Source organism: Novosphingobium ovatum (assembly GCF_009909235.1).
Taxonomy (GTDB): domain Bacteria; phylum Pseudomonadota; class Alphaproteobacteria; order Sphingomonadales; family Sphingomonadaceae; genus Novosphingobium; species Novosphingobium ovatum.
Genome location: NZ_JAAAPO010000001.1, coordinates 203,069 through 221,855 on the forward strand (window position 1 = coordinate 203,069; position 18,787 = coordinate 221,855).

21 protein-coding genes are annotated in these 18,787 nt (G+C 62.3%); 11 read left to right on the plus strand and 10 right to left on the minus strand.

The window, feature by feature from the left end; genetic code table 11:
- Nucleotides 1-10: 10 nt before the first annotated feature.
- The 10 genes from GTZ99_RS00860 to GTZ99_RS00905 all read left to right on the plus strand — a co-directional run bounded on the left by GTZ99_RS00860 (nt 11) and on the right by GTZ99_RS00905 (nt 10,413).
- Complete coding sequence (locus GTZ99_RS00860) at nt 11-1,027, plus strand: MBL fold metallo-hydrolase (protein ID WP_161716396.1); 1,017 nt, start codon at nt 11-13, stop codon at nt 1,025-1,027.
- Nucleotides 1,028-1,305: 278 nt separating this feature from the next.
- Nucleotides 1,306-3,984: a TonB-dependent receptor domain-containing protein gene (locus tag GTZ99_RS00865; RefSeq protein ID WP_320076607.1), complete on the plus strand. Its 2,679-nt coding sequence runs from the start codon at nt 1,306-1,308 to the stop codon at nt 3,982-3,984.
- Between the two features lie 3 nt (nt 3,985-3,987).
- Nucleotides 3,988-5,007: a cyclase family protein gene (locus GTZ99_RS00870; RefSeq protein WP_161716398.1), complete on the plus strand. Its 1,020-nt coding sequence runs from the start codon at nt 3,988-3,990 to the stop codon at nt 5,005-5,007.
- A gap of 99 nt (nt 5,008-5,106) precedes the next feature.
- The gene (locus GTZ99_RS00875) at nt 5,107-5,391 is read left to right on the plus strand and encodes a ketopantoate reductase family protein (RefSeq protein ID WP_161716399.1); all 285 of its coding nucleotides are present in this window, start codon (nt 5,107-5,109) and stop codon (nt 5,389-5,391) included.
- A 19-nt stretch (nt 5,392-5,410) separates the two neighbouring features.
- Nucleotides 5,411-5,623 carry a ketopantoate reductase C-terminal domain-containing protein gene (locus GTZ99_RS00880; protein ID WP_227711061.1) on the plus strand — a complete coding sequence of 71 codons (213 nt, stop codon included), beginning with the start codon at nt 5,411-5,413 and terminating at the stop codon, nt 5,621-5,623.
- Nucleotides 5,624-5,970: 347 nt separating this feature from the next.
- Complete coding sequence (locus GTZ99_RS00885; RefSeq protein ID WP_161716401.1) at nt 5,971-8,328, plus strand: TonB-dependent receptor; 2,358 nt, start codon at nt 5,971-5,973, stop codon at nt 8,326-8,328.
- A gap of 23 nt (nt 8,329-8,351) precedes the next feature.
- Nucleotides 8,352-9,230: a tyrosine-protein phosphatase gene (locus GTZ99_RS00890; RefSeq protein ID WP_161716402.1), complete on the plus strand. Its 879-nt coding sequence runs from the start codon at nt 8,352-8,354 to the stop codon at nt 9,228-9,230.
- A gap of 331 nt (nt 9,231-9,561) precedes the next feature.
- Nucleotides 9,562-9,768 (plus strand): cold-shock protein, encoded by a 207-nt coding sequence (locus GTZ99_RS00895; protein ID WP_161716403.1) that lies wholly within the window; start codon nt 9,562-9,564, stop codon nt 9,766-9,768.
- A gap of 227 nt (nt 9,769-9,995) precedes the next feature.
- On the plus strand, nt 9,996-10,133 hold the full coding sequence (locus tag GTZ99_RS00900; protein WP_161716404.1) for a hypothetical protein: 138 nt from the start codon (nt 9,996-9,998) through the stop codon (nt 10,131-10,133).
- A gap of 55 nt (nt 10,134-10,188) precedes the next feature.
- Complete coding sequence (locus GTZ99_RS00905; RefSeq protein WP_161716405.1) at nt 10,189-10,413, plus strand: hypothetical protein; 225 nt, start codon at nt 10,189-10,191, stop codon at nt 10,411-10,413.
- A gap of 6 nt (nt 10,414-10,419) precedes the next feature.
- Here GTZ99_RS00905 and GTZ99_RS00910 read toward each other — a convergent pair whose 3' ends face one another.
- The 4 genes from GTZ99_RS00910 to GTZ99_RS00925 all read right to left on the minus strand — a co-directional run bounded on the left by GTZ99_RS00910 (nt 10,420) and on the right by GTZ99_RS00925 (nt 14,288).
- Entirely contained in the window at nt 10,420-11,088 is a 669-nt protein-coding gene (locus GTZ99_RS00910; RefSeq protein WP_161716406.1) for a spermine/spermidine synthase domain-containing protein, read from the minus strand.
- Nucleotides 11,089-11,383: 295 nt separating this feature from the next.
- Complete coding sequence (locus tag GTZ99_RS00915) at nt 11,384-12,592, minus strand: NAD(P)/FAD-dependent oxidoreductase (RefSeq protein WP_161716407.1); 1,209 nt, start codon at nt 12,590-12,592, stop codon at nt 11,384-11,386.
- A gap of 153 nt (nt 12,593-12,745) precedes the next feature.
- Nucleotides 12,746-13,288 (minus strand): RrF2 family transcriptional regulator, encoded by a 543-nt coding sequence (locus tag GTZ99_RS00920; protein WP_161716408.1) that lies wholly within the window; start codon nt 13,286-13,288, stop codon nt 12,746-12,748.
- 106 nt (nt 13,289-13,394) lie between these two features.
- Nucleotides 13,395-14,288, minus strand: a complete 894-nt coding sequence (locus GTZ99_RS00925) for a LysR family transcriptional regulator (RefSeq protein WP_161716409.1) — start codon at nt 14,286-14,288, stop codon at nt 13,395-13,397.
- Between the two features lie 114 nt (nt 14,289-14,402).
- Here GTZ99_RS00925 and GTZ99_RS00930 point away from each other — a divergent pair, with 114 nt between their 5' ends.
- A complete protein-coding gene (locus GTZ99_RS00930; RefSeq protein WP_161716410.1) occupies nt 14,403-15,392 on the plus strand; it encodes an aldo/keto reductase in 990 nt (329 codons plus the stop codon).
- A gap of 98 nt (nt 15,393-15,490) precedes the next feature.
- On the opposite strand, the gene arsH is transcribed toward GTZ99_RS00930, so the two are convergent.
- The 6 genes from arsH to GTZ99_RS00960 are packed head-to-tail and all read right to left on the minus strand — an operon-like array spanning nt 15,491 to nt 18,716.
- Nucleotides 15,491-16,231: an arsenical resistance protein ArsH gene (gene arsH, locus GTZ99_RS00935; RefSeq protein WP_161716411.1), complete on the minus strand. Its 741-nt coding sequence runs from the start codon at nt 16,229-16,231 to the stop codon at nt 15,491-15,493.
- On the minus strand, nt 16,228-16,887 hold the full coding sequence (locus GTZ99_RS00940; protein WP_161716412.1) for an aquaporin: 660 nt from the start codon (nt 16,885-16,887) through the stop codon (nt 16,228-16,230). Before GTZ99_RS00940 ends, arsH begins: the two co-directional genes overlap by 4 nt.
- Nucleotides 16,884-17,390, minus strand: a complete 507-nt coding sequence (locus GTZ99_RS00945; RefSeq protein WP_161716413.1) for an arsenate reductase ArsC — start codon at nt 17,388-17,390, stop codon at nt 16,884-16,886. Before GTZ99_RS00945 ends, GTZ99_RS00940 begins: the two co-directional genes overlap by 4 nt.
- 8 nt (nt 17,391-17,398) lie before the next feature.
- A complete protein-coding gene (gene arsC, locus GTZ99_RS00950) occupies nt 17,399-17,842 on the minus strand; it encodes an arsenate reductase (glutaredoxin) (RefSeq protein ID WP_161716414.1) in 444 nt (147 codons plus the stop codon).
- Nucleotides 17,839-18,360: an arsenate reductase ArsC gene (locus tag GTZ99_RS00955; protein ID WP_161716415.1), complete on the minus strand. Its 522-nt coding sequence runs from the start codon at nt 18,358-18,360 to the stop codon at nt 17,839-17,841. Before GTZ99_RS00955 ends, arsC begins: the two co-directional genes overlap by 4 nt.
- Nucleotides 18,357-18,716, minus strand: coding sequence for an ArsR/SmtB family transcription factor (locus GTZ99_RS00960; RefSeq protein ID WP_161716416.1), 360 nt, complete (start codon nt 18,714-18,716; stop codon nt 18,357-18,359). The genes GTZ99_RS00955 and GTZ99_RS00960 overlap by 4 nt, the downstream gene beginning before the upstream one ends.
- Between the last annotated feature and the right edge of the window lie 71 nt (nt 18,717-18,787).

Sequence of the window (18,787 nt, forward strand, 5' to 3'; positions counted from 1 at the left end):
GAGCTAGACAATGGCAATCCGTAAACACGCAGGTCTGATCGCGACCTCGGTTGTGGCTCTGACCGCTTTGGCGGTGGGCGGTGGCGCGGTGGCACAGGCGCCTCATGCCCGCACCACGCCCAAGCCGGTGCGCACCTATCAAGACCTTGAGCGCGAAACCGGCCTCAAGACCCCAGCCGGACTGGCCTTTGGGCGTATGGCGGTGGATGTGGCTGGAAAGGACTGGCCTGATACGGTGTCCTTTCGCTGCTATTCCAATGGTGGCCATGTGGAATCCGGCCTGAAAGCGCCACCGGCGACCAAGGTGTTCGACAATGTCTATTATCTCGGCGATGCTGATGTGTCGTCATGGGCAATCAAGACAAGCCAAGGCATCATCCTGATCGACGCGTTGACGACCGAGGCGGACGCGCAGCGGTTGGTGGTGGACGGGCTGCGCTCGGTCGGTCTGGATGCGCGTGACATTCGGTATATTCTCGTCACCCACGAACATTTCGACCATTTCGGCGGCGCCAGCCTGCTCAAGCGTCTGTCAGGCGCCAAGATTGGTATGAGCGAGGTCGCGTGGCAGGGGCTTGCCCGTCAGAAGGCCAAGGAGGGTTCGCCGATCCCCGAGCGTGATCTGGTGCTGGAGGATGGGGCGAAAATCATGCTGGGCGATACCAGTGTGACCGCTGTGCTGACGCCGGGGCATACGCCGGGCACGATGTCCTTCATCTATCCCGCCCGCTTGAATGGTGTGGAGCATATGGCGGCGACATGGGGCGGTAACGGCTTTCCCTCGGCGATCAAGGATCGCTTTACCTTTCTGGAATCGATCGAACATTTTGCCGGTTACACGGCAAAGGCCGGTGTTGATGTGGAACTGTCGATTCATGGCGACAACGATGATCTGATCGGGCGGCTGGAGCGTTTGCGCGCCGGCAAGGGCAATAGTTTCGTGGCCGGCCGTGAGCGCTATTTGCGGTTCGAGGAGGTCTACCGGCTTTGCAGCCGTGCCCGCATGGCGGACCGGGGCGACTTTTAAAACAGCGTATTGGGCAGAGGGGGGGAAGTCCCCCTCTGCCCTCATTTATGCAACGACATTGCGTTTTAATGGAATCGGCGTTATGCAGGCCAAAGAGGTGATCATCGCCGGTAAAGGTGACGACCCTGCCTAGGGAGGCATGCCTGATGACATTGTATTCGAAGACCCGCTTAGCTACGTCCTCTGCCCTTGCAGTTATCGGGCTGGCGACGGCGGGAGCGGCCCAGGCGCAAGACGCCGCGGCCAGCGACAAAACCCCGTCTGCACAAGAGATTGTCGTGACCGGTTCGCGCATCGCGCGCTCGGGCTTTACCACGCCCACGCCCGTGACCATGTTGTCGAACGTGGATCTGGCCAAGGCTTCTCCCTCGACCATTTCCGAGGCGCTGCGCACGCTGCCCGCGCTGACCAACACGTCGGGCACCCAGCGCAATTCGGGCAGCACCGGCGGCGGGCAAAGCTTTCTCAATCTGCGCGGGCTGGGCGCCAGTCGCACGCTGACGCTGATCAATGGCCACCGTTTTGTCTCCACCAACATCACCGGCAGCGTTGATGCCAATCTGGTCCCGGGGGCGCTGGTTGAACGTGTCGATCTGGTGACGGGCGGCGCGTCGGCGGCCTATGGTTCGGACGCGATCGCGGGCGTGGTCAATTTCGTGCTCAACACCCGCTATTCGGGGGTCAAGGGACAGGTGCAATATGGCCTGTCCTCGCATGACGACAACCACGAATTTCTGGCCACAATGACGGCCGGTTCACGGTTTGCCGGCGGGCGCGGGCACATCGTGGTCAGCGGTGAATATTTCAAGAATGGTGGCGTGCCGGGCGATGCCCGCGATTGGGCCAGAGCCGGCTATCAGATCATCACCAACCCGACCGGCACGGGCACGCCCGACAATCCCTCGCAGATTCTGGCTCCCAATGTGCGGCTTGTCACCAGCTATGGCGGCCTGATCCTGAATGGCAATGGCGGCACCGCAACCGCCAATGCCAGCTTTCGCGGCATTACCTTTGGTCCCGGCGGCACTGTCGGCGCGTTCAACTTTGGCTCGTTGACGTCCAGCGGCACACAGGTGGGCGGTGATGGTGTGGACAACGGCATCATTCAGCAGATCAACCGCCCGCTCGAGCGCAAGTCGATCTTTGCTCATGCCCTGTTTGATGTGACCCCACAGTGGCAGGTCTTTGCCGAGGGTAGCTATTCCGAGGTGCATTCCGACTATATCAACGGGCCCAACGTCCACAACAGCACCGCCGCGCAAACCGCCTATATCACCATTCAACGCGACAATGCCTATCTGCCTGTCAGCGTGCGCAACCAGATGACATCTGCCGGTGTCACCAGCCTGACGATGACCCGTTGGGATCTGGAGGATGGGCTGACCCATACCGACAACCTGAACAAGACCCTGCGTCTGGTGGGCGGATTTTCGGGGCGCTTGGGAGGATCGTGGAAGCTGGACGGCTATTTCCAGTGGGGCGAGAACCGGAACACCAATATCGTCAAGAACACCAACAAGATCGGCAATTTCGCGCTGGCCGTCGATGCTGTGGTCAACCCGGCCGACGGCAAGATCGTCTGCCGATCGACGTTGGCCAATCCGTCCAATGGCTGTGTGCCGTTCAATCCCTTCGGCGTGGGCAGCCCTTCGGCCGCGGCGCTGGCCTATGTCAACGGGGATAGCCCAGCCTATATCCGCACCAGCCAACAGGTGGCGGCGCTGAACCTGTCTGGTGAACCGTTCTCGACATGGGCGGGGCCGGTGTCGGTGGCGTTGGGCGGCGAATATCGGCGCGAGACGGCGGATGTGACCTCCGATGCCCTGTCGGTGGCCAACGGTTACAAGATCGGCAATCAGCAGCCGTGGTCGGGCGCCTATACGATTCGTGAGGGGTATTTTGAGACGGTTGTACCTTTGGCGCATGACCTGACGCTGTTGCGCAAGCTGGATCTGAACGCGGCCGTGCGCCTGACCGATTACAGCACCAGCGGCACGGTCACGACGTGGAAGGCGGGCGTCAACTACACGCCGCTTGACGGGATCCGTTTTCGCCTGACCCGTTCGCGTGACATTCGCGCGCCCAACCTGAACGAGTTGTATTCGCGTGGCCGTCAGGGCGTCTCGACGGTGCGCGATCCGTTCAAGGGCAACGCGACCGTGTCGAATGTCTCCAGCCTGACGACGGGTAACCCCGCGCTGACTCCCGAAATCGCCAACACGCTGACCTATGGCGCGGTCTTCAGTCCGCGTTTCGCGCCTGGTTTCCAGCTGTCGGTCGATTATTACGACATTACCATCGACGGCGCGATCGCCACCGTCACCGATCAGGTCGCGCTTGATCAATGTTTTGCAGGCGTTGCCAGCCTGTGCACACTGAGTAGCCGCGATACGGCGGGCAATCTGACCTCGTTCCGTTCGGCCCCGATCAACTATTCGCGGCTGCGGACTAGTGGCATCGACATCGAGGCCTCGTATCGCGTGCCGATGGAGGCATTGTTTGCCAGTTGGAAGGGCCGTTTGACGCTGCGCGCCGTGGCCAATCGGGTGAACCACTATGTCACTTCGGCCCCGGGTCTGGTGACGCGCGATGTGGCCGGTTCCATCGTCGACAGCCAGCCCAAATGGCGCGGTCAGGCGATGATCGATTATGCCAACGGGCCATTCAACGCGACGCTGATCGGCCGATATGTCAGCGGCGGGACCTATGACGTTTCTCGCTCTGCCGCCCAACTGGGGTATCAAAAAGTGGCGGACTATGCCGTGTTCGACGGTCAGGTCAGTTTTACGCTGCCCGCGCTGGGCAAGGATGGGCAGATCTATCTGAACGTGCGCAACCTGTTTGACCGCACGCCGCGCATTGCGCCGCTGGCGGGCAATCTGGCGATCGACACCAATCCATTCCTGTATGACACGGTCGGCCGCATGTTCCGGATCGGCATCAAGGCGGGGTTCTAAGCCATGACTGACAATGCAAGGCTTGCGCTGGTTTGCGCGATGCTGGCGCTGGCTCCTGCCGGCGCCAGCGCCAAGACCGACCATACGGTGACCCAGCAAACCATGGACAACTGGAAAAAGACCCAAAGCAATTGGGGACGGTGGGGCAAAGACGATCAGAAAGGCACGCTGAACCTGATTACGCCGGCGGTGCGCAAGCGCGCGGCGGCCTTGGTTCGGAGCGGCACGGCGGTTTCCATGTCGCGTGAGATCGTGCCTCAGCACGTCGGCGCCACCGCCCCGGCCACCCCGTCGCCCGTTCAGCAGCGCATGTTGTCTGGCCCGCCCAAGCGTCCCACAGGCTCGACCGACAGCCTGACGATTGCCGCGCATGGCTATACGATCACGCATTTCGACGCGCTGGGCCACCATCTGTTCGATGGCAAGATGTACAATGGCTATGCGGCCAGTGAACACCTCTCGATGGACAACGGCCTGACGCGGGGCAGCATTGCCGCCTATGCCGAGGGCGTGTTCACGCGCGGGGTGCTGGTTGACCTGCCACTGCTCAAGGGGGTTCCTTATCTGGAGCCGGGCACCCCGATCTATGTCGAGGATCTGGAGGCGTGGGAGCACTTTTCCGGCGTCAAGATTGGCGCCGGGGATGCGGTGTTCATCCGCACTGGCCGCTGGGAGCGCGAGGCTGCCAAGGGCGAATGGGAAATCGGCAAATTGGCTGCCGGGCTTGATGCGTCAACCATCCCTTGGTTGCGCCGTCGCAACATTGCGCTGTTGGGCAGCGAATCCGCGTTGAGCGTGCTGCCTTTCCCCGCATCGACCACCATCACCAACCCCGATGACTACCTGCCGGTGCATAATTTCGCACTGGTAGCGTTTGGTATGCCATTGATTGACAATACCGATTTGGGGCTGGTCGCCAAGACCGCACAAAAGCTGAAGCGCTGGACGTTTCTGCTGACGGTTTCACCTATTCGTGTGACGACGGGCACCGGTGTGCCGGTCAATCCAATCGCAACCTTCTAAACCGCCTCCACCCTGCCCGGGAAGCCGCACGGCCTCCCGGGCTTTTTTGACGGCGTTCCACTTGAAACACGTTTACGCGGCTTGTCGCTCCTTGTCGGGGTGATCGGCGCCGGGCGCGTTTTGGCGGGCATCACCAACTGGCCGGCGTATCTTGTGGAGCATAGGCATATCCATGTCACGGGCGACGGCGAGATCAAGCTCTGGACCCTGACCAGCGCGAAAACGGCCATGGCGTACAGGGTCGCGACCGCTTTGGCCAACGCCGGGCTGGGGGGCAGCGCGGCCCCATTGGTGACGATTGCGATCTGGGCAAAAGTGATCGTCAATGCGGCGCTTAACGACATTTGGGCGTTGACCCGGATGACGGTGGGGTGGGGTGGGTGATTTTGCCCCGGCCCGTGATATGGCGTGGCAGGCGGTGGACGAGGCCATTGCCATCGCTTTTGCCGCGGGCGTGGCAGTTGATCCTGAACGTGTGCGGCAGAGTGTGACCTTTGTCATGGCCCACCATCGCGCGCACAAGCCTTCGATGCTGCAGGATGTCGAGGTGGGGCTGCTCACCGAAGTAGATGCCATTCAGGGTGGTTTGCTAGACGCGCGCAGCGCCATGGCGTGACCGCGCCCGCATTGGCCCATTGCGCCGCATTGCTGCGCAGCATTGACCATATAGCCCGGTATCGTTCGTCGCGCTCTGCGCTCAGGCCATGATGGCGCAGAGGGCGGTGGGCTGACTTGTCCCATTATGGCAGCGTTACTATGAACAATTCATGGACGCATGTGTGAAAAATACATGTGATGTCGCCTCGTCATGGCGGGGGTAAAAGGGGGGTGTTCGCGCATTACGACTGAAGTAAATCGCAGTGAATTTAATTACTTGGGCGTAACAAACCGTTCATAATTGAATCCGGCCTGTCGCATTGCACGTGCATTTCGGCCCCCGAATCACCAAGGGGGGCTTCTCACATGACTCGTTCAATCCTGATCGCCGCGTGCTCGGTGCTGGCTCTGGCTGTCGCCACGCCTGCCATGGCCGATGAAATCACGCCGGCGGTTCCGGCCGCGATGGGCGGCGATGGTCTGGAAACCATCGTCGTTACCGCGCAAAAGCGTCGCGAAAACCTGCAAACCACGCCGATCTCGATCTCGGTGCTGACCGCTACCGCGCTGGAACAGCGCCATGTGACCTCGCTGGTGGATCTGGGCGATGGCGCCATCCCCAGCCTCAAGGTCGCGCCGTTCTATTCGCGCAATTCGGCGCTGATTGTGAACATTCGCGGTGTGGGCGTTCTGGGCGATTCCAACCAGCCGGCCCGCGATCAGGGCGTGGGCGTCTATGTTGATGGCGTGTATATGGGCCGTGCTCAGGGCTTGGGCACGGCGCTCTATGACATCGAAAATGTCGAAGTGCTGAAGGGCCCGCAAGGCACGCTCTTTGGCCGCAACACCGAAGGCGGCGCGGTCAATATCACCACCCGTCGCCCCACCGGCCAGTTCCACCTGTCGACGACGGTGGGCTATGGCAATTTTGGCGCGTACAAGGGGGAATTGCACCTTGATCTGCCCGAATATCATGGTGTTGCGCTGAAAATTGATGCCGTTGCCGCGCACCGCGATCCGATGGTGTTGAACCCGTTGAATGGCGCTGCGGGCTTCAACCAATATGACAAGCGCGGCGCCCATATCGAGGCGCTGTGGCATGCCGCCCCCAATTTCACCGCCGATTACGCGATGGATGTGTCCTATGACGCATCGACCTCGCTCTACCTGCAACTGGTGGCGCCCGGCTCGCTGCGTCAGGCGGCGGCTGGCACGATCCAGACCGAGCGCGCCCGCGTTGCCAATGTCGGCGTCGCGCAACAGCCCAGCATTGGCAAGACCTTTGGTCAGCGCCTGACGCTGGATTGGCAGGTGGCGCAAAACCTGACGCTGAAGTCCATCACCGCCTATCGCGACCTGACCCAGTCGCAGTTCGACAACGGTTCGGCCGCCAGCGGCATGTCGAATGCGACGGGCGTGTTTACCGGTGTCGCCTTTGCCCGCAATTCACTGGCCGCCTTCCGCCAGAACCAGGTCAGCCAGGAATTTCAGGCCATTGGCGAAATCCCGCAGTTGAAATTCGTGGGCGGCGCCATGTGGTATCAAGAGCGCGTGCAGGACAATGCGCAGGCATATAACACCAACGCCTTCACCGATGCCGCCGGTAGCGCCTATGTGGTGAACAACATCGATCCCGCCACGCAGCGCATCGACCGCGCCAGCCATGTCGTCACCACCAGCGCGGGCCTGTATGGTCAGGCCACCTTCACGCCTGCCTATTTCCACGATCAGTTGCACCTGACGGGCGGTCTGCGCTGGACCCGCGACATGAAGCATGGGCAGTTGTTCATCGTCAATGGCGCTACGCCGGTGGCCTTTGGCGTGACCGGCCCGCGCAATCTGGATGCGGCATGGTCGCGCATCGATCCCATGGTCAATCTGGCCTATGACCTCACCCGCGACAACCACGTCTATGTCAAATGGAGCACGGGCTATCGTTCGGGCGGCGCCAATTCGCGTTCGCTGACCTATTCGGCGTTTAACCCTGAAAGCGTGTCGATCTTTGAAATCGGCACCAAGAACGAGTTCTGGAACCGCCGCGCCCGCCTGAACCTGTCGGTCTATGCGGGGGCCTACAAGAACATTCAGGTCGATTTCTTCGGTTTGTATGAAACATTTGTGGGCGGCGTACTGACCCGCTCGACCCGCACCACCACCGAAACGATCAATGCGCCTGGGACTGGCGCTCTGCGTGGCGCCGAAGCCGAATTTGCGATCAATCCGGTCGATGGGCTGACGCTGGGCCTGTCCTATGCCTATACCTATGTGCGCATTCCCTCGACGGTAAACCCGTTCCCGAACAGCTCGGGCGTGTATAACACCAATCCTGTGCCGATCTATCAGGCCTATACGCCGCGCCATTCGGCCAGTGGCACGATCGACTATGAAGCGCAGATGAGCGGGTACAAGCTGCGCCTGCACCTGGATGGCAATTTTGACTCCGGGTTTTACGGGAACAACTATGACCCGGTGTATTATGCGCCCGGCGATGCCCGCAACGTCTATCAGCCCAAGGGTGACAAGGCGTTTGTGGTCAATGGTCGTCTGGCCTTTGCTGATATCGGCCTTGGCCGGTCGGACGCCCGCCTGACCGCGGCGCTGTGGGTGCGCAACATGTTCAACGAACAGCACCTTTTCTACAAGTCGCTGTCGGCCACCAGCGGGACCAGTGGCTTCTTCAACGATCCGCGCACGTTTGGCGGCGAAATCAACATCAAGTTCTGATCTGACGAAGGGGGGAATCTGACATGTTTGCTCGCACCCATTTGCGCATTTTTCTGGCCGCTTTGGTGGCTGTGCCTGTGGGGGCGGTGACGCTGCTCCCGGTTCCCTCGACATTCGCCCGGCCTGTGGCGGCGGTTCCGCATGTGCGCGAACTGCCGCTGCAGGGCGGGCGCAATTTTCGCGATCTGGGCGGTTATCGCACCTCTGATGGCCGCAAGGTCGTTTGGGGACAGCTGTATCGTTCAGGCTCGATGACCAATCTGACGCTGGCCGATTACGCCTATTTGCAGCATCGGGGGCTGCGCGTGGTGTGTGACCTGCGCGACACGCGTGAGCGCGGGGCCGAACCGGTGCATTGGCCCGAACGCGGCGCGCCGCGGGTGTTGTTTGATGATTACGCGCTAGATTCGGCGGGTTTCATGCCGCAAGGCCCGATGCGCGAATGGACCGCCGATCAAGCGCGCGCGCGGTTGGCTTCGTCCTATCCGCGGATGCTGGTCCAGTTCAATGGTCAATACCGCCGCATGTTTGGCGAATTGCTGGCCGGCCATGCGCCTTTGGCGGTCAATTGTTCGGCGGGCAAGGATCGCACGGGCATTGCCTCGGCGTTGATCCTGACGGCGCTGGGCGTGCCGCGCGCCACCGTGATCGAGGATTATCTACTGACCAACACCTATTTGCGTCCCGAAACCCTGATGCGTGGGGCGGCAACCGCCAACAGCGCCTGGGCGCAACTCGCGCCCGAAGTGATGCGCGCGATGATGGCAGCCGACCGCTCGTATATCGAGGCGGCCTTTGCCGTGGTTGATGCCCATGCTGGCGGGGCCGAAGGCTATTTGCGTGATGAATTGGGGCTGGATGCGCGGGCCCTGCGCCGCCTGCGCAATCTGTACACCCGTTAAGCCGGGACGCCGCCGAACGCCAAGACAACGCGTTCGGCGGCTCCTGGTCTGGTTTGTGCCCCGGCAGGTCTGGGCAGGGATTTTTCAAATCATGGCAATAAATCTGCGTCAGCCCGCCATTGCTGACAAAATTATTGTTGCAGCCTGAATGGAAATTTCAACATTTGCAGTTGTCGCTTGACTCTTGGGCACCTGTGCCGCATAGGATTTCGTGCTATCGTCGCCTGCGACGGAATTTGACGCCTAAAGCGCTCTCCTTCCTTTCTCACGCTTCCCAGCTCCGCTCGCACTCATGCGGGCGGGTTTTCTGTTTCGTGCAAAGGAACGCCCTATGCCTATCGGAATCGTCAAATTCTTCAATACTGACAAAGGTTATGGTTTTATCGCTCCGGCTGACGGCGGCGATGACAGCTTTGTCCACATCAGCGCTGTTCAGGCCGCCGGCATGGCGACCCTGAACAAGGATCAGCGCGTCAGCTATGAGATCGAAACCGATCGTCGTGGCAAGCAGTCTGCGGTAAATCTGGCTTCGGCCTGACCCGAGGTTCGCCGAGGCTCCGCAGGGGCCTCGGGAACTGTCCGTCTTGGCGAAAGAACCTCTCTCGACAAGACGGCCCGCATTCGGCCTGCTGGATCCGCTGCTGCGTGATCGCGGGCCGGGTGCGGGAAATCGCCCGGACCGGGCGTTTTTCACATCTATCCTTTTTCCTGCAATCCTGCGGCGCATTTGCCGCATCCCTTATCCGAGTTCATCAAACACAAGACATGCATACGCTTTTGAAGACTATCCGCTTTTCCCTGAAGACCCTGTCCCCCCGCCGCAGCCGCCCGGCTGATGCGCCCCCTTCCGGCCTGCTGTCGACCGCCGAATTGCGGCGTCTGGTAGCCGATATGGTGGATTGACCCAGGTCTTTCATCATCAGCCAGGCGGGCACAGGCACAATCCACGAGGCATGCCATGACCGCTCCGGCCACCCATTATCAAGCCTGCGCCGATGCCGCCCTGCGCGAAGCCAGCGCCAGTGCCTTGACCAACGTGCGCGATCGCCATTTGCGCTCTGCCAAGGCATGGCAGGATCTGGCCGATCGCGCGGTCGAAATCGAAACCAACCGCCAGATCCGCCTGGCCGACAAGGCGGCAGAGGCCGACCCGATGCCGGCGCTCGCCACGGTTGCAAACTGACGCGGTTCAGCGATTGCGGGCAAACCAGATATGGTGCAGCCCGCCTTCGCCGGACTTGCGCGCTTGCACGCCCACTTCGCTGACCTCGAACCCTGCCCGCTCCAACCGGCGGGTAAAGGCAGGCTCGCCACTGGCTGACCAGATCGCCAGAATGCCGCCCGGCCGCAGCGCCATGCGCGCCGCCGCCAGTCCGGCGGGCGAATAAAGCGTGTCATTGCGGCGGCGGGTCAGCCCCTCGGGGCCATTGTCGACATCCAGCAGAATGGCGTCATAACCATCCACCGCCGAATGGATCAACAGGCCCACATCGTCATTTACCAGCGTCACGCGGGCATCGTCCAGACACCCGGCGGTGATCTGGTGCATCGCGCCGCGCGCCCATGCGATGATCGCGGGAGCAATTTCGGCGACCACGACCTCTGCCTGAGCCCCCAGCGCGGCCAAGGCCGCCCTCAGGGTAAAGCCCATGCCATAGCCCCCGATCAGCATTTGCGCCGCAGGCCGGTCCAACCTTTCGCAGGTCATCGTGGCCAGCGCCTCTTCGGAGGCGACAATATCGGTGCTCATCAACTCGTGCTGTTCCAGCACGATGGCGAATTCGTCCCCCTTGCGGATCAGGCGCAGTTCCGCCCCGCCGGGGACATGGGCGGTATCGACCAGTTGATAGCCAGACATCAAAACCACGCCTTGGCGCGGATGCCGCATGATGCTGGGCCGGCGGCAGGAGGAAAAGGGCAGGCGGTGCGCCCGGCAAAGCGGAGGGCCACTTGGGGGATAGGCATAAGGCTCCGGGGGCAAGGACGCAGGTAGCGCTGGCGCTGCGAAGGGCAGGAGATGCCCGGAAAGAAACCGCCAGTGCGGCGCGCGCCACAACGGCGCAAACAATGCATGGTCCCTAACCGATCCCTGCGTCTTGGGCCATGCTGTTTCTGCCCCGGCAATCACACCGGGGCAGAAAAGCGGCACCAAGTTATGGCACGATCACATGATCAGGATTGGCGATGGCGAACACCACGTCGCGATCGGGGGCCGGGGGATAGATCCAGACGCGGTTGATCTCCTGCTTGATGGCCTTGGCCTCGGCGTGGGTATGGCGGACCTGACGGTCCCACCCTTCGGTATATAGCGCTCCCCATGCCCCCAGATCGATGCAGGTGACATATTTGGGCTGGCTATAGGCATGCATGGGCAAACCCATGAGGTCTGCGGCCGCGTTGTGGCCGGCCACCCGCCCCAGGCTGAGGGCATGCTGGCACGACATGGGCGCGACATGGCCCACATCATCCGTGGCGATATGGGCCATGTCGCCCGTGACAAAGACTCCCGCCGCATCGGGCGCGCGCAGCCATGCATCGGCGTGGACCCGGCCCAGATCATCGTGCTGGCCGGGAATTTGGGCGGCCAACGGGTGGGCGCGCAGGCCCGCGCTCCAGATTACCGTGCGCGCGGCGATATGCTCACCCGACGACAGCGTCACCCCCTCGGTCGAGATCGCCGTGACACGGGTGCCAAGCCGCAACTCCACTCCGGCGTGGGTCAGCGCCGCCTGCACATGGGCTGCTGCCGCCGCGCCCAGCGCTTCGCCCGGTAGGCGGCCTGTATCCACCATCACCACGCGGATCCGCGCCGCTGGGTCGAGCGCCGCGCGCAGCCGCATCGGCATTTCGGTCGCCGTCTCCACCCCAGTCAGTCCGCCGCCCGCCACGATCACGGTATCACGCGCCAGCGAAGGCGGCAGCGAGGCCAGCGACTGGATATGCTGCTCCAGCGCCAATGCCTGCGCATAGGTGTCATTGTCGAAGGCGAAGGCGTCAAGGCCGGGCACCGCCGGGCGATGCAACCGGCTGCCTGTGGCCAGCACCAGTCGGTCATAGGGGATCGTGGCAGTCTCGCCCGAGATCAGCCGTACCGTGGCCTGGCGGGCGGCAATGTCCAGACTTTCGACCGCGCCTGCCACATGTTTGGCCCCTACCGCCGCCAACAGTGGCGCGATGTCGGGCGTCATGGCATCGACAGGGGCCTCGTACAGGCGGGGACGGATCGTCAGCATCGGTGCGGGCGAGACGACCAGCACCTGAATGTCGTCCTGACGCCCGGACAGGGCGATGATCCGGCAGGCCGACAGGGCCGCCCAAAGCCCGGCAAAGCCGGAGCCTGCAACAAGGATGGTGTGTTTCATGCCAATATCCTGTGTGAATCGGCCGGGCACAGGTCATCGCGCGCCATGCGATCGTCGGGCGCGAGGGCGCATTCGCCGACCGGCCCGGCAAAGAGCCCGCGAATGTGCGTTTTGTTATGTGGTGGAGAAGGGCAGAAGCGCCTTGTCGGAGGGTCAGCCCGGATCGTCGCGGGATCGGCGGCCTGTGCGAAGGGTGCGATCGGCCAGACGCTGGCCTATCCAGTCATTGGCCTCGGCCAGAAAGGCGGCAGGGGCCTTTTGGTGAAAGCGGGCGCCGACATCGGCCAGGGTCTGGGCCGCAAGGGCCGCGCGCATGGCCTGTTCTGCCTGCATCATCACGGCATGCACGGCGCAGGGGCCATGGGTTGCCCAGTCCGGCGCACCAGCGGTGAAAAGAGCGCAGCGTTCGCGGACTTCCTGGCATTCGAACAGGGGTTTGTCGCCTTCGATGGCATCAACGATATCAAGGAACGAAATGTCCTGCGCCGGGCGGGCCAGCAAATAGCCGCCGCGCACGCCTTCACTGGCCTTGAGGATTCCGGCCTTTTCCAGTTTGGGGAAGATTTTCGCGATGAAGCTGGGCGAGACGCCCTGCAACTCGGCCAGATCGCGGCTGCTGACGGGCCGCCCGTCGTTCCCAACCAACCAGAGCAGGCAGTGAATGCCATATTCGACACTTGCTGTGATATGCGCCATGAACGCTGACTAACTTGGTCAGCGTTTCAGGTCAAGGGTGAACGGCGACAATATTGGTCTGTGTTATTGGGCGGCCGGTGCGCTCATGTGCCATGAGGCCAAATCATCAATCGCGATAGCGCAGCGCGTCCAGCAGCAGGCGAAAGGCCATCGTTGGTTGGCGCGCGCTGGGGTAATAAAGGTACAGCCCGTCAAAAGGCTCGCACCAATCATCAAGCACCCGCACCAGAGCCCCGCTGGCCAGATGGTGTTCGACATGGTTTTCGATGCTGAAACCGATGCCATGGCCGGCCAGCGCCGCTTCGACCATCAGATCCATATCGTTGACCACCAGATGGCCTTCGACCTTGACGCGGATGTCTCGCCCGTTCTGTTCAAATTCCCACGCATACAACGCGCCCGACGTGGTCAGGCGCAGGTTGATGCAGGCGTGTTTGTGCAGGTCATGCGGGGTACGGGGAAGGCCGCGCGCCGCCAGATAGGCGGGCGAGGCATAGGCCGCCATCCGCAGCCTTGGCCCGATGCGCACCGCGATCATGTCCTTGTCCAGACTTTCGCCCAGCCGCACCCCGGCATCAAAACGGCCGCTGACAATATCGGCAAAGCCTGAATCGACGTTCAATTCGATGTGGATATCGGGGTGTTCATGCATGATCCGGTTGATCGTGGGCCAAAGGACCAATCTTGCGGCATGGGCGGAACAGGTAATGCGCACCGTGCCTGCCGGCTTGTCACGCATGGCCGTCAATATGGCCAGCTTGTCCTCGATCGCGGCAAAGGCGGGGCGCAGCGTCTCCAGCAGGCTTTCGCCCGCCTCGGTCGGGGCCACGCTGCGGGTGGTGCGGGTGAGCAGCCGCAGGCCCAGCTTTTCCTCCAGTCGCCGCACGCAATGGCTCAGCGCCGATTGCGAAACGCCCAGCTTGGCCGCCGCGCGGGTAAAGCTGGCCTCCTGTGCCACGCTCATGAATTTGGCCAGATTGCCCAGATCATCGCTTTCCATGCCAACTCCCGCTTATGACGTCAGGTCATAGGCTCAAGCGCTTTACCCTGTCTAGTTGGCAGATCGCTGGGCGTCTATCATGGCCATCACGACAGATCGAAAGGATGCTGCATTATGCGGACCCGTCAACTTGGCCCCCTGAATGTTTCCGAAATCGGCTTTGGCACGATGAGTTTCGCCGCCACCTATGGCGAGGCACCCTCGCAGGAAGAAGCCATCCGCGTCATTCGCGGCGCCTATGACCTTGGCGTGACCTTTTTCGACACAGCCGAGGCCTATGGTCCGTGGACCAATGAGGTTTTGGTGGGCGAGGCGCTGGCCCCGATGCGTGACAAGGTGATCGTCGCTACCAAGTTCGGTTTTGACATTGACCCGGTCACGGGCGAGCGCGGGGCGGGCCTGAACAGCCGCCCAGAGCATATCGTGCGGGTGGTTGATGCCATGTTGCAGCGGTTGAACATGGACCATATCGACCTGTTGTATCAGCACCGCGTCGATCCGGCTGTGCCGATCGAGGAGGTGGCCGGGACGGTCAAAACGCTGATCGAGGCAGGCAAGGTCGCGCATTTCGGCATGAGTGAGGCCAGCGCTGCCACCATCCGCCGCGCCCATGCCGTGCTTCCGGTGGCCGCCATCCAAAGCGAATATTCGCTGTGGACTCGCGAGCCAGAGGCCGAAGTGCTGCCGCTGTGCGCGGAACTGGGCATCGGCTTTGTTCCGTGGAGCCCGTTGGGCGCGGGTTTCCTGACCGGTACGATCACTGCCAAGACGGAAATGGCCGCCACCGATTTCCGTTCGTGGTCGCCGCGCTTCTCGGCCGAGGCGCGAGAGGCCAATCAGGGTGTGGTCGATCTGTTGCGCGACATGGCGGCGCAAAAGGGGGCCACACCGGCGCAGGTTGCGCTGGCTTGGCTGTTGGCGCGTAAGCCGTTTATCGTGCCGATCTTTGGCACGCGCAAACTGGCGCGCGTGGAGGAAAACCTTGGCGCGGCCGATGTGGCGCTTGGCTCTGCCGATATCGCGGCCATCGAGGCCGGTTTCGCCAAGCTGGACGTGCAAGGTGCGCGGTTGCCCGAGGCCGTGCTCAAAATGTCCTATCTGTGATCGGGGGCGAAGGCTCGTTTCCGGCCCGAACCGGCCTTGTTCAGGCGGATAACCTGTGGGGCAGCCCCCGGTATCCGCCATGAACAGCGCCACCGCGCCTATGATCGGGCGATGCCGGCCTTCTCTACGGGGGTGTCGACGGGGTGATCTTGCTCCACGCGTTCGGAATAGCGATCGACCAATTGTTCGGCGTGGGGGCGAAGCAGCACGGTAAAGCGCACCAGTTCCTCGCAGACATCGACGATGCGGTCATAATAGGACGAGGGCTTCATGCGGCCCGCCTCGTCAAATTCCTCATAGGCCTTGGCAACCGAGGACTGGTTGGGGATGGTGAACATCCGCATCCACCGCCCCAGCACCCGCAGCGTGTTGACCGAGTTGAACGATTGCGACCCGGCGCACACCTGCATCACCGCCAGTGTGCGACCTTGTGTCGGGCGCATCCCTTTCATGGCCAGCGGCAAGTGATCGATCTGGGTTTTCATGATGCCGGTGATCTGGCCGTGGCGCTCGGGGCTGCACCAGACCTGGCCCTCGGACCACAGCGACAAGGCGCGCAGTTCTGCCACGGCCGGGTGATCGTCGCCTGCCACCTGATCGGGCAAAGGCAGATCGAATGGATTGAAAATCCGTACCTCGCAGCCAAAATGGATCAGCAGCCGCGCGGCCTCTTCCACCACCAATCGTGAATAGGACCGCGCCCGCAGCGATCCGTACAGCAACAGGATGCGCGGCGGCGGGGTCATCTCGCCCAGACCCTCGGCGGGTCGGCGGTGGGCATATTCGGGCTTGAGCGCGGGCAGGTGATGCGGGTCGGACAGGTCGATCAGGCGGGTCATTGGCTATCCTCATGCGGGAACAATCCCGCGGCGATGAAATGTGCGGCCAGCGCGCCCGCGATTTGCGCCGCGATAAATCCGGGCACATCGGCCGGCGCGATACCGGCAAAGGTATCGGTCAAACACCGCGCGATTGTGATTGCGGGATTGGCAAAGCTGGTGGAGGAGGTGAACCAATAGGCCGCCACGATATAGAAGGCGACGCTGGGCGGTACCCAGACATGGCGATGCTTGACCGTGCCCAGAATCGTCAGGATCAAGCCAAAGGTGGCGATGGCCTCGCCCAGCCATTGGCCGGGGCCTGTGCGGGCGTGGCGCGAGAATTCCAGCACCGGCAGGTCGAACATGACATGCGCGGCCCATACACCCAGAATGCCCCCCGCCATTTGCGCCGCGACATAGCCCACGCTTTGGGCGGTGGTGACTTCGCCCCGCAGACGCATGATCAGGGTGACCGCCGGGTTGAAATGCGCGCCCGACACCGGCCCCAGCATGGTGATCAGCACAAACAGCATCGCGCCTGTGGCAAAGGTATTGCCCAGCAGCGCCACCGCCACATTCCCGCCCGCAAGGCTTTCGGCCATGATGCCAGAGCCGACCACGGTGACGAACAACAGAAAGCTGCCAATGGCCTCACTGGTCAGTTTTTGCCTCATGCCGCGCCTTCCATCTGCCCGATTTCGGCCAGTTTGGCCTGAATCTCGGCCCGGTCCATCGTTTCGAACGGCAGGGCCAACAGGGCTTGTGCGCGCATCGTCAGCCACCGCCACGTCTCTTCAAACGCGGCGTCCTCGGCGGCTTCCCCGCCCTCGACATCGGCCGGGTCTGGCAGGCCCCAATGGGCGCGCAATGGCGTGCCGGGAAACACCGGGCACGCTTCACCGGCGGCATTGCCGCAAACGGTGATGACCAGATCGATATGCGGCGCGTCGGCGGCTGAAAATTCCAGCCAGCTTTTCGAACGGAACGTGGTGGTGTCGATCCCGCGCCGCGCCAGCAGGCGCAGGGCACCGGGATGCGGCACACCCTTGGGCTTGCTGCCCGCGCTGAATGCCTGAACCCGTCCCGGGGCAAGGGTGTTGAAAATCGCTTCGCCCAGAATAGAGCGCGCGGAATTGCCGGTGCACAGCACCAGAATGGAAAACACAGGCTTGGTCATGGGCTCTCTCAGGCGCTGGGGATGCGGTTGCCGTTGGCGTCAACCACCTGCTCGCCATCTTCCTTGGCAAAGGCGCCCTGTTGGGCGGCGGGGAGCAGATCCAGCACGTCTTCGGAAGGGCGGCACAGTTTCACGCCCAGCGGCGAGACCACCAGCGGGCGATTGATCAAGATCGGATGTGCCATCATGGCATCCACCAGTTGCGCATCCGTCAGGCCGGGATCGCCAAGCCCCAGTTCGGCAAAAGGTGTCCCCTTTTCGCGGAGCAGCGCGCGCGCCCCGATTCCCGCCCGCGCAATCAGGCTTTGCAAAAGCGCGCGCGAGGGCGGCGTCTTGAGATATTCGACCACATGCGGTTCGATCCCGGCATTGCGGATCATCGCCAGCGTGTTGCGCGACGTGCCGCATTCCGGGTTGTGATAGATGATGATGTCGGTGATTTGCGTGGTCATTGTGCATCCTTGGCCATCTGGGTGGCGCCTTCTTCCTTGCCAATCTTGCGCACGCGCTGCTCGAGTTCGAGACGGGCGAGGCCAGAAGTCGGCAGCGATACAAACAGTTCGATACGGCGGCGCAGGTGGCTCATCGCCTTGTAGAAGGCGAGTTTCTGGCCCGGGCCTTCAACCTGCGCCGGATCCTCGATGCCCCAATGCGCGGTCATGGGCTGGCCGGGCCACACCGGACAGGTCTCGCCGGCCGCATTGTCGCAGACCGTGATCACAAAATCCATTTCAGGCGCACCGTCCGCCTCGAACTCGCGCCAATTCTTGGAACGGAAGCCCTCATGCGGGAAATCATATTCCTTGAGCAGTTCGAGGGCCATCGGGTGAACCTCACCCTTGGGGTGGCTGCCGGCGCTGAAGGCGCGAAACCGACCACCACCCAAATGCGTGAGCAGCGATTCCGCGAAAATCGACCGGGCCGAATTGCCGGTACATAGGAACAGCACGTTGAAGACACGGTCGGTCATGCGACATCCTTTTTGCATGTCATGGCAGTGGGCATAGGGGGCGGGCAGCACATCTCTTCCGTGGTGCAGGGCACGCCGCCGCAGCAATTCTCGGTCAGATAGCCCATCAGGGCGTTCATCACGTCATAGTTGGCGCTGTAGATGATCAGGCGGCTTTGGCGGCGCTGGGTGACAAGGCCCGCGTTGGCAAGGGCGGCCAGATGGAAGCTCATCGAGGAGGCCGCCAGGCCCAGCTTCTCGGCAATCGCGCCCGCAGGCATCCCTGCGCCACCGGCCTGCACCAGCAGGCGGAAGGCGGCAAGGCGATGTTCCTGAGACAAGGCGCCCAAGGCGCGGATGACCATTGTGGAATCCATGGCACATTCCTAAATTTCAACTGTTATGGAAATATGACATTGACCCGCGCCGTCAAGAGCGCGCGCATCCC

What these genes read in the sequence shown, in the direction of transcription:
- GTZ99_RS00915 (WP_161716407.1), bottom strand. Translation starts at nt 12,592, where the DNA reads ATGAAACACACCATCCTTGTTGCAGGCTCCGGCTTTGCCGGGCTTTGG.
- GTZ99_RS00905 (WP_161716405.1), top strand. Translation starts at nt 10,189, where the DNA reads ATGACCGCTCCGGCCACCCATTATCAAGCCTGCGCCGATGCCGCCCTG.
- GTZ99_RS00930 (WP_161716410.1), top strand. Translation starts at nt 14,403, where the DNA reads ATGCGGACCCGTCAACTTGGCCCCCTGAATGTTTCCGAAATCGGCTTT.
- arsC (WP_161716414.1), bottom strand. Translation starts at nt 17,842, where the DNA reads ATGACCACGCAAATCACCGACATCATCATCTATCACAACCCGGAATGC.
- GTZ99_RS00895 (WP_161716403.1), top strand. Translation starts at nt 9,562, where the DNA reads ATGCCTATCGGAATCGTCAAATTCTTCAATACTGACAAAGGTTATGGT.
- GTZ99_RS00910 (WP_161716406.1), bottom strand. Translation starts at nt 11,088, where the DNA reads ATGTCTGGCTATCAACTGGTCGATACCGCCCATGTCCCCGGCGGGGCG.
- GTZ99_RS00925 (WP_161716409.1), bottom strand. Translation starts at nt 14,288, where the DNA reads ATGGAAAGCGATGATCTGGGCAATCTGGCCAAATTCATGAGCGTGGCA.
- GTZ99_RS00900 (WP_161716404.1), top strand. Translation starts at nt 9,996, where the DNA reads ATGCATACGCTTTTGAAGACTATCCGCTTTTCCCTGAAGACCCTGTCC.
- GTZ99_RS00870 (WP_161716398.1), top strand. Translation starts at nt 3,988, where the DNA reads ATGACTGACAATGCAAGGCTTGCGCTGGTTTGCGCGATGCTGGCGCTG.
- GTZ99_RS00860 (WP_161716396.1), top strand. Translation starts at nt 11, where the DNA reads ATGGCAATCCGTAAACACGCAGGTCTGATCGCGACCTCGGTTGTGGCT.
- arsH (WP_161716411.1), bottom strand. Translation starts at nt 16,231, where the DNA reads ATGACCCGCCTGATCGACCTGTCCGACCCGCATCACCTGCCCGCGCTC.
- GTZ99_RS00890 (WP_161716402.1), top strand. Translation starts at nt 8,352, where the DNA reads ATGTTTGCTCGCACCCATTTGCGCATTTTTCTGGCCGCTTTGGTGGCT.
- GTZ99_RS00940 (WP_161716412.1), bottom strand. Translation starts at nt 16,887, where the DNA reads ATGAGGCAAAAACTGACCAGTGAGGCCATTGGCAGCTTTCTGTTGTTC.
- GTZ99_RS00955 (WP_161716415.1), bottom strand. Translation starts at nt 18,360, where the DNA reads ATGACCGACCGTGTCTTCAACGTGCTGTTCCTATGTACCGGCAATTCG.
- GTZ99_RS00945 (WP_161716413.1), bottom strand. Translation starts at nt 17,390, where the DNA reads ATGACCAAGCCTGTGTTTTCCATTCTGGTGCTGTGCACCGGCAATTCC.
- GTZ99_RS00885 (WP_161716401.1), top strand. Translation starts at nt 5,971, where the DNA reads ATGACTCGTTCAATCCTGATCGCCGCGTGCTCGGTGCTGGCTCTGGCT.
- GTZ99_RS00880 (WP_227711061.1), top strand. Translation starts at nt 5,411, where the DNA reads ATGGCGTGGCAGGCGGTGGACGAGGCCATTGCCATCGCTTTTGCCGCG.
- GTZ99_RS00960 (WP_161716416.1), bottom strand. Translation starts at nt 18,716, where the DNA reads ATGGATTCCACAATGGTCATCCGCGCCTTGGGCGCCTTGTCTCAGGAA.
- GTZ99_RS00920 (WP_161716408.1), bottom strand. Translation starts at nt 13,288, where the DNA reads ATGGCGCATATCACAGCAAGTGTCGAATATGGCATTCACTGCCTGCTC.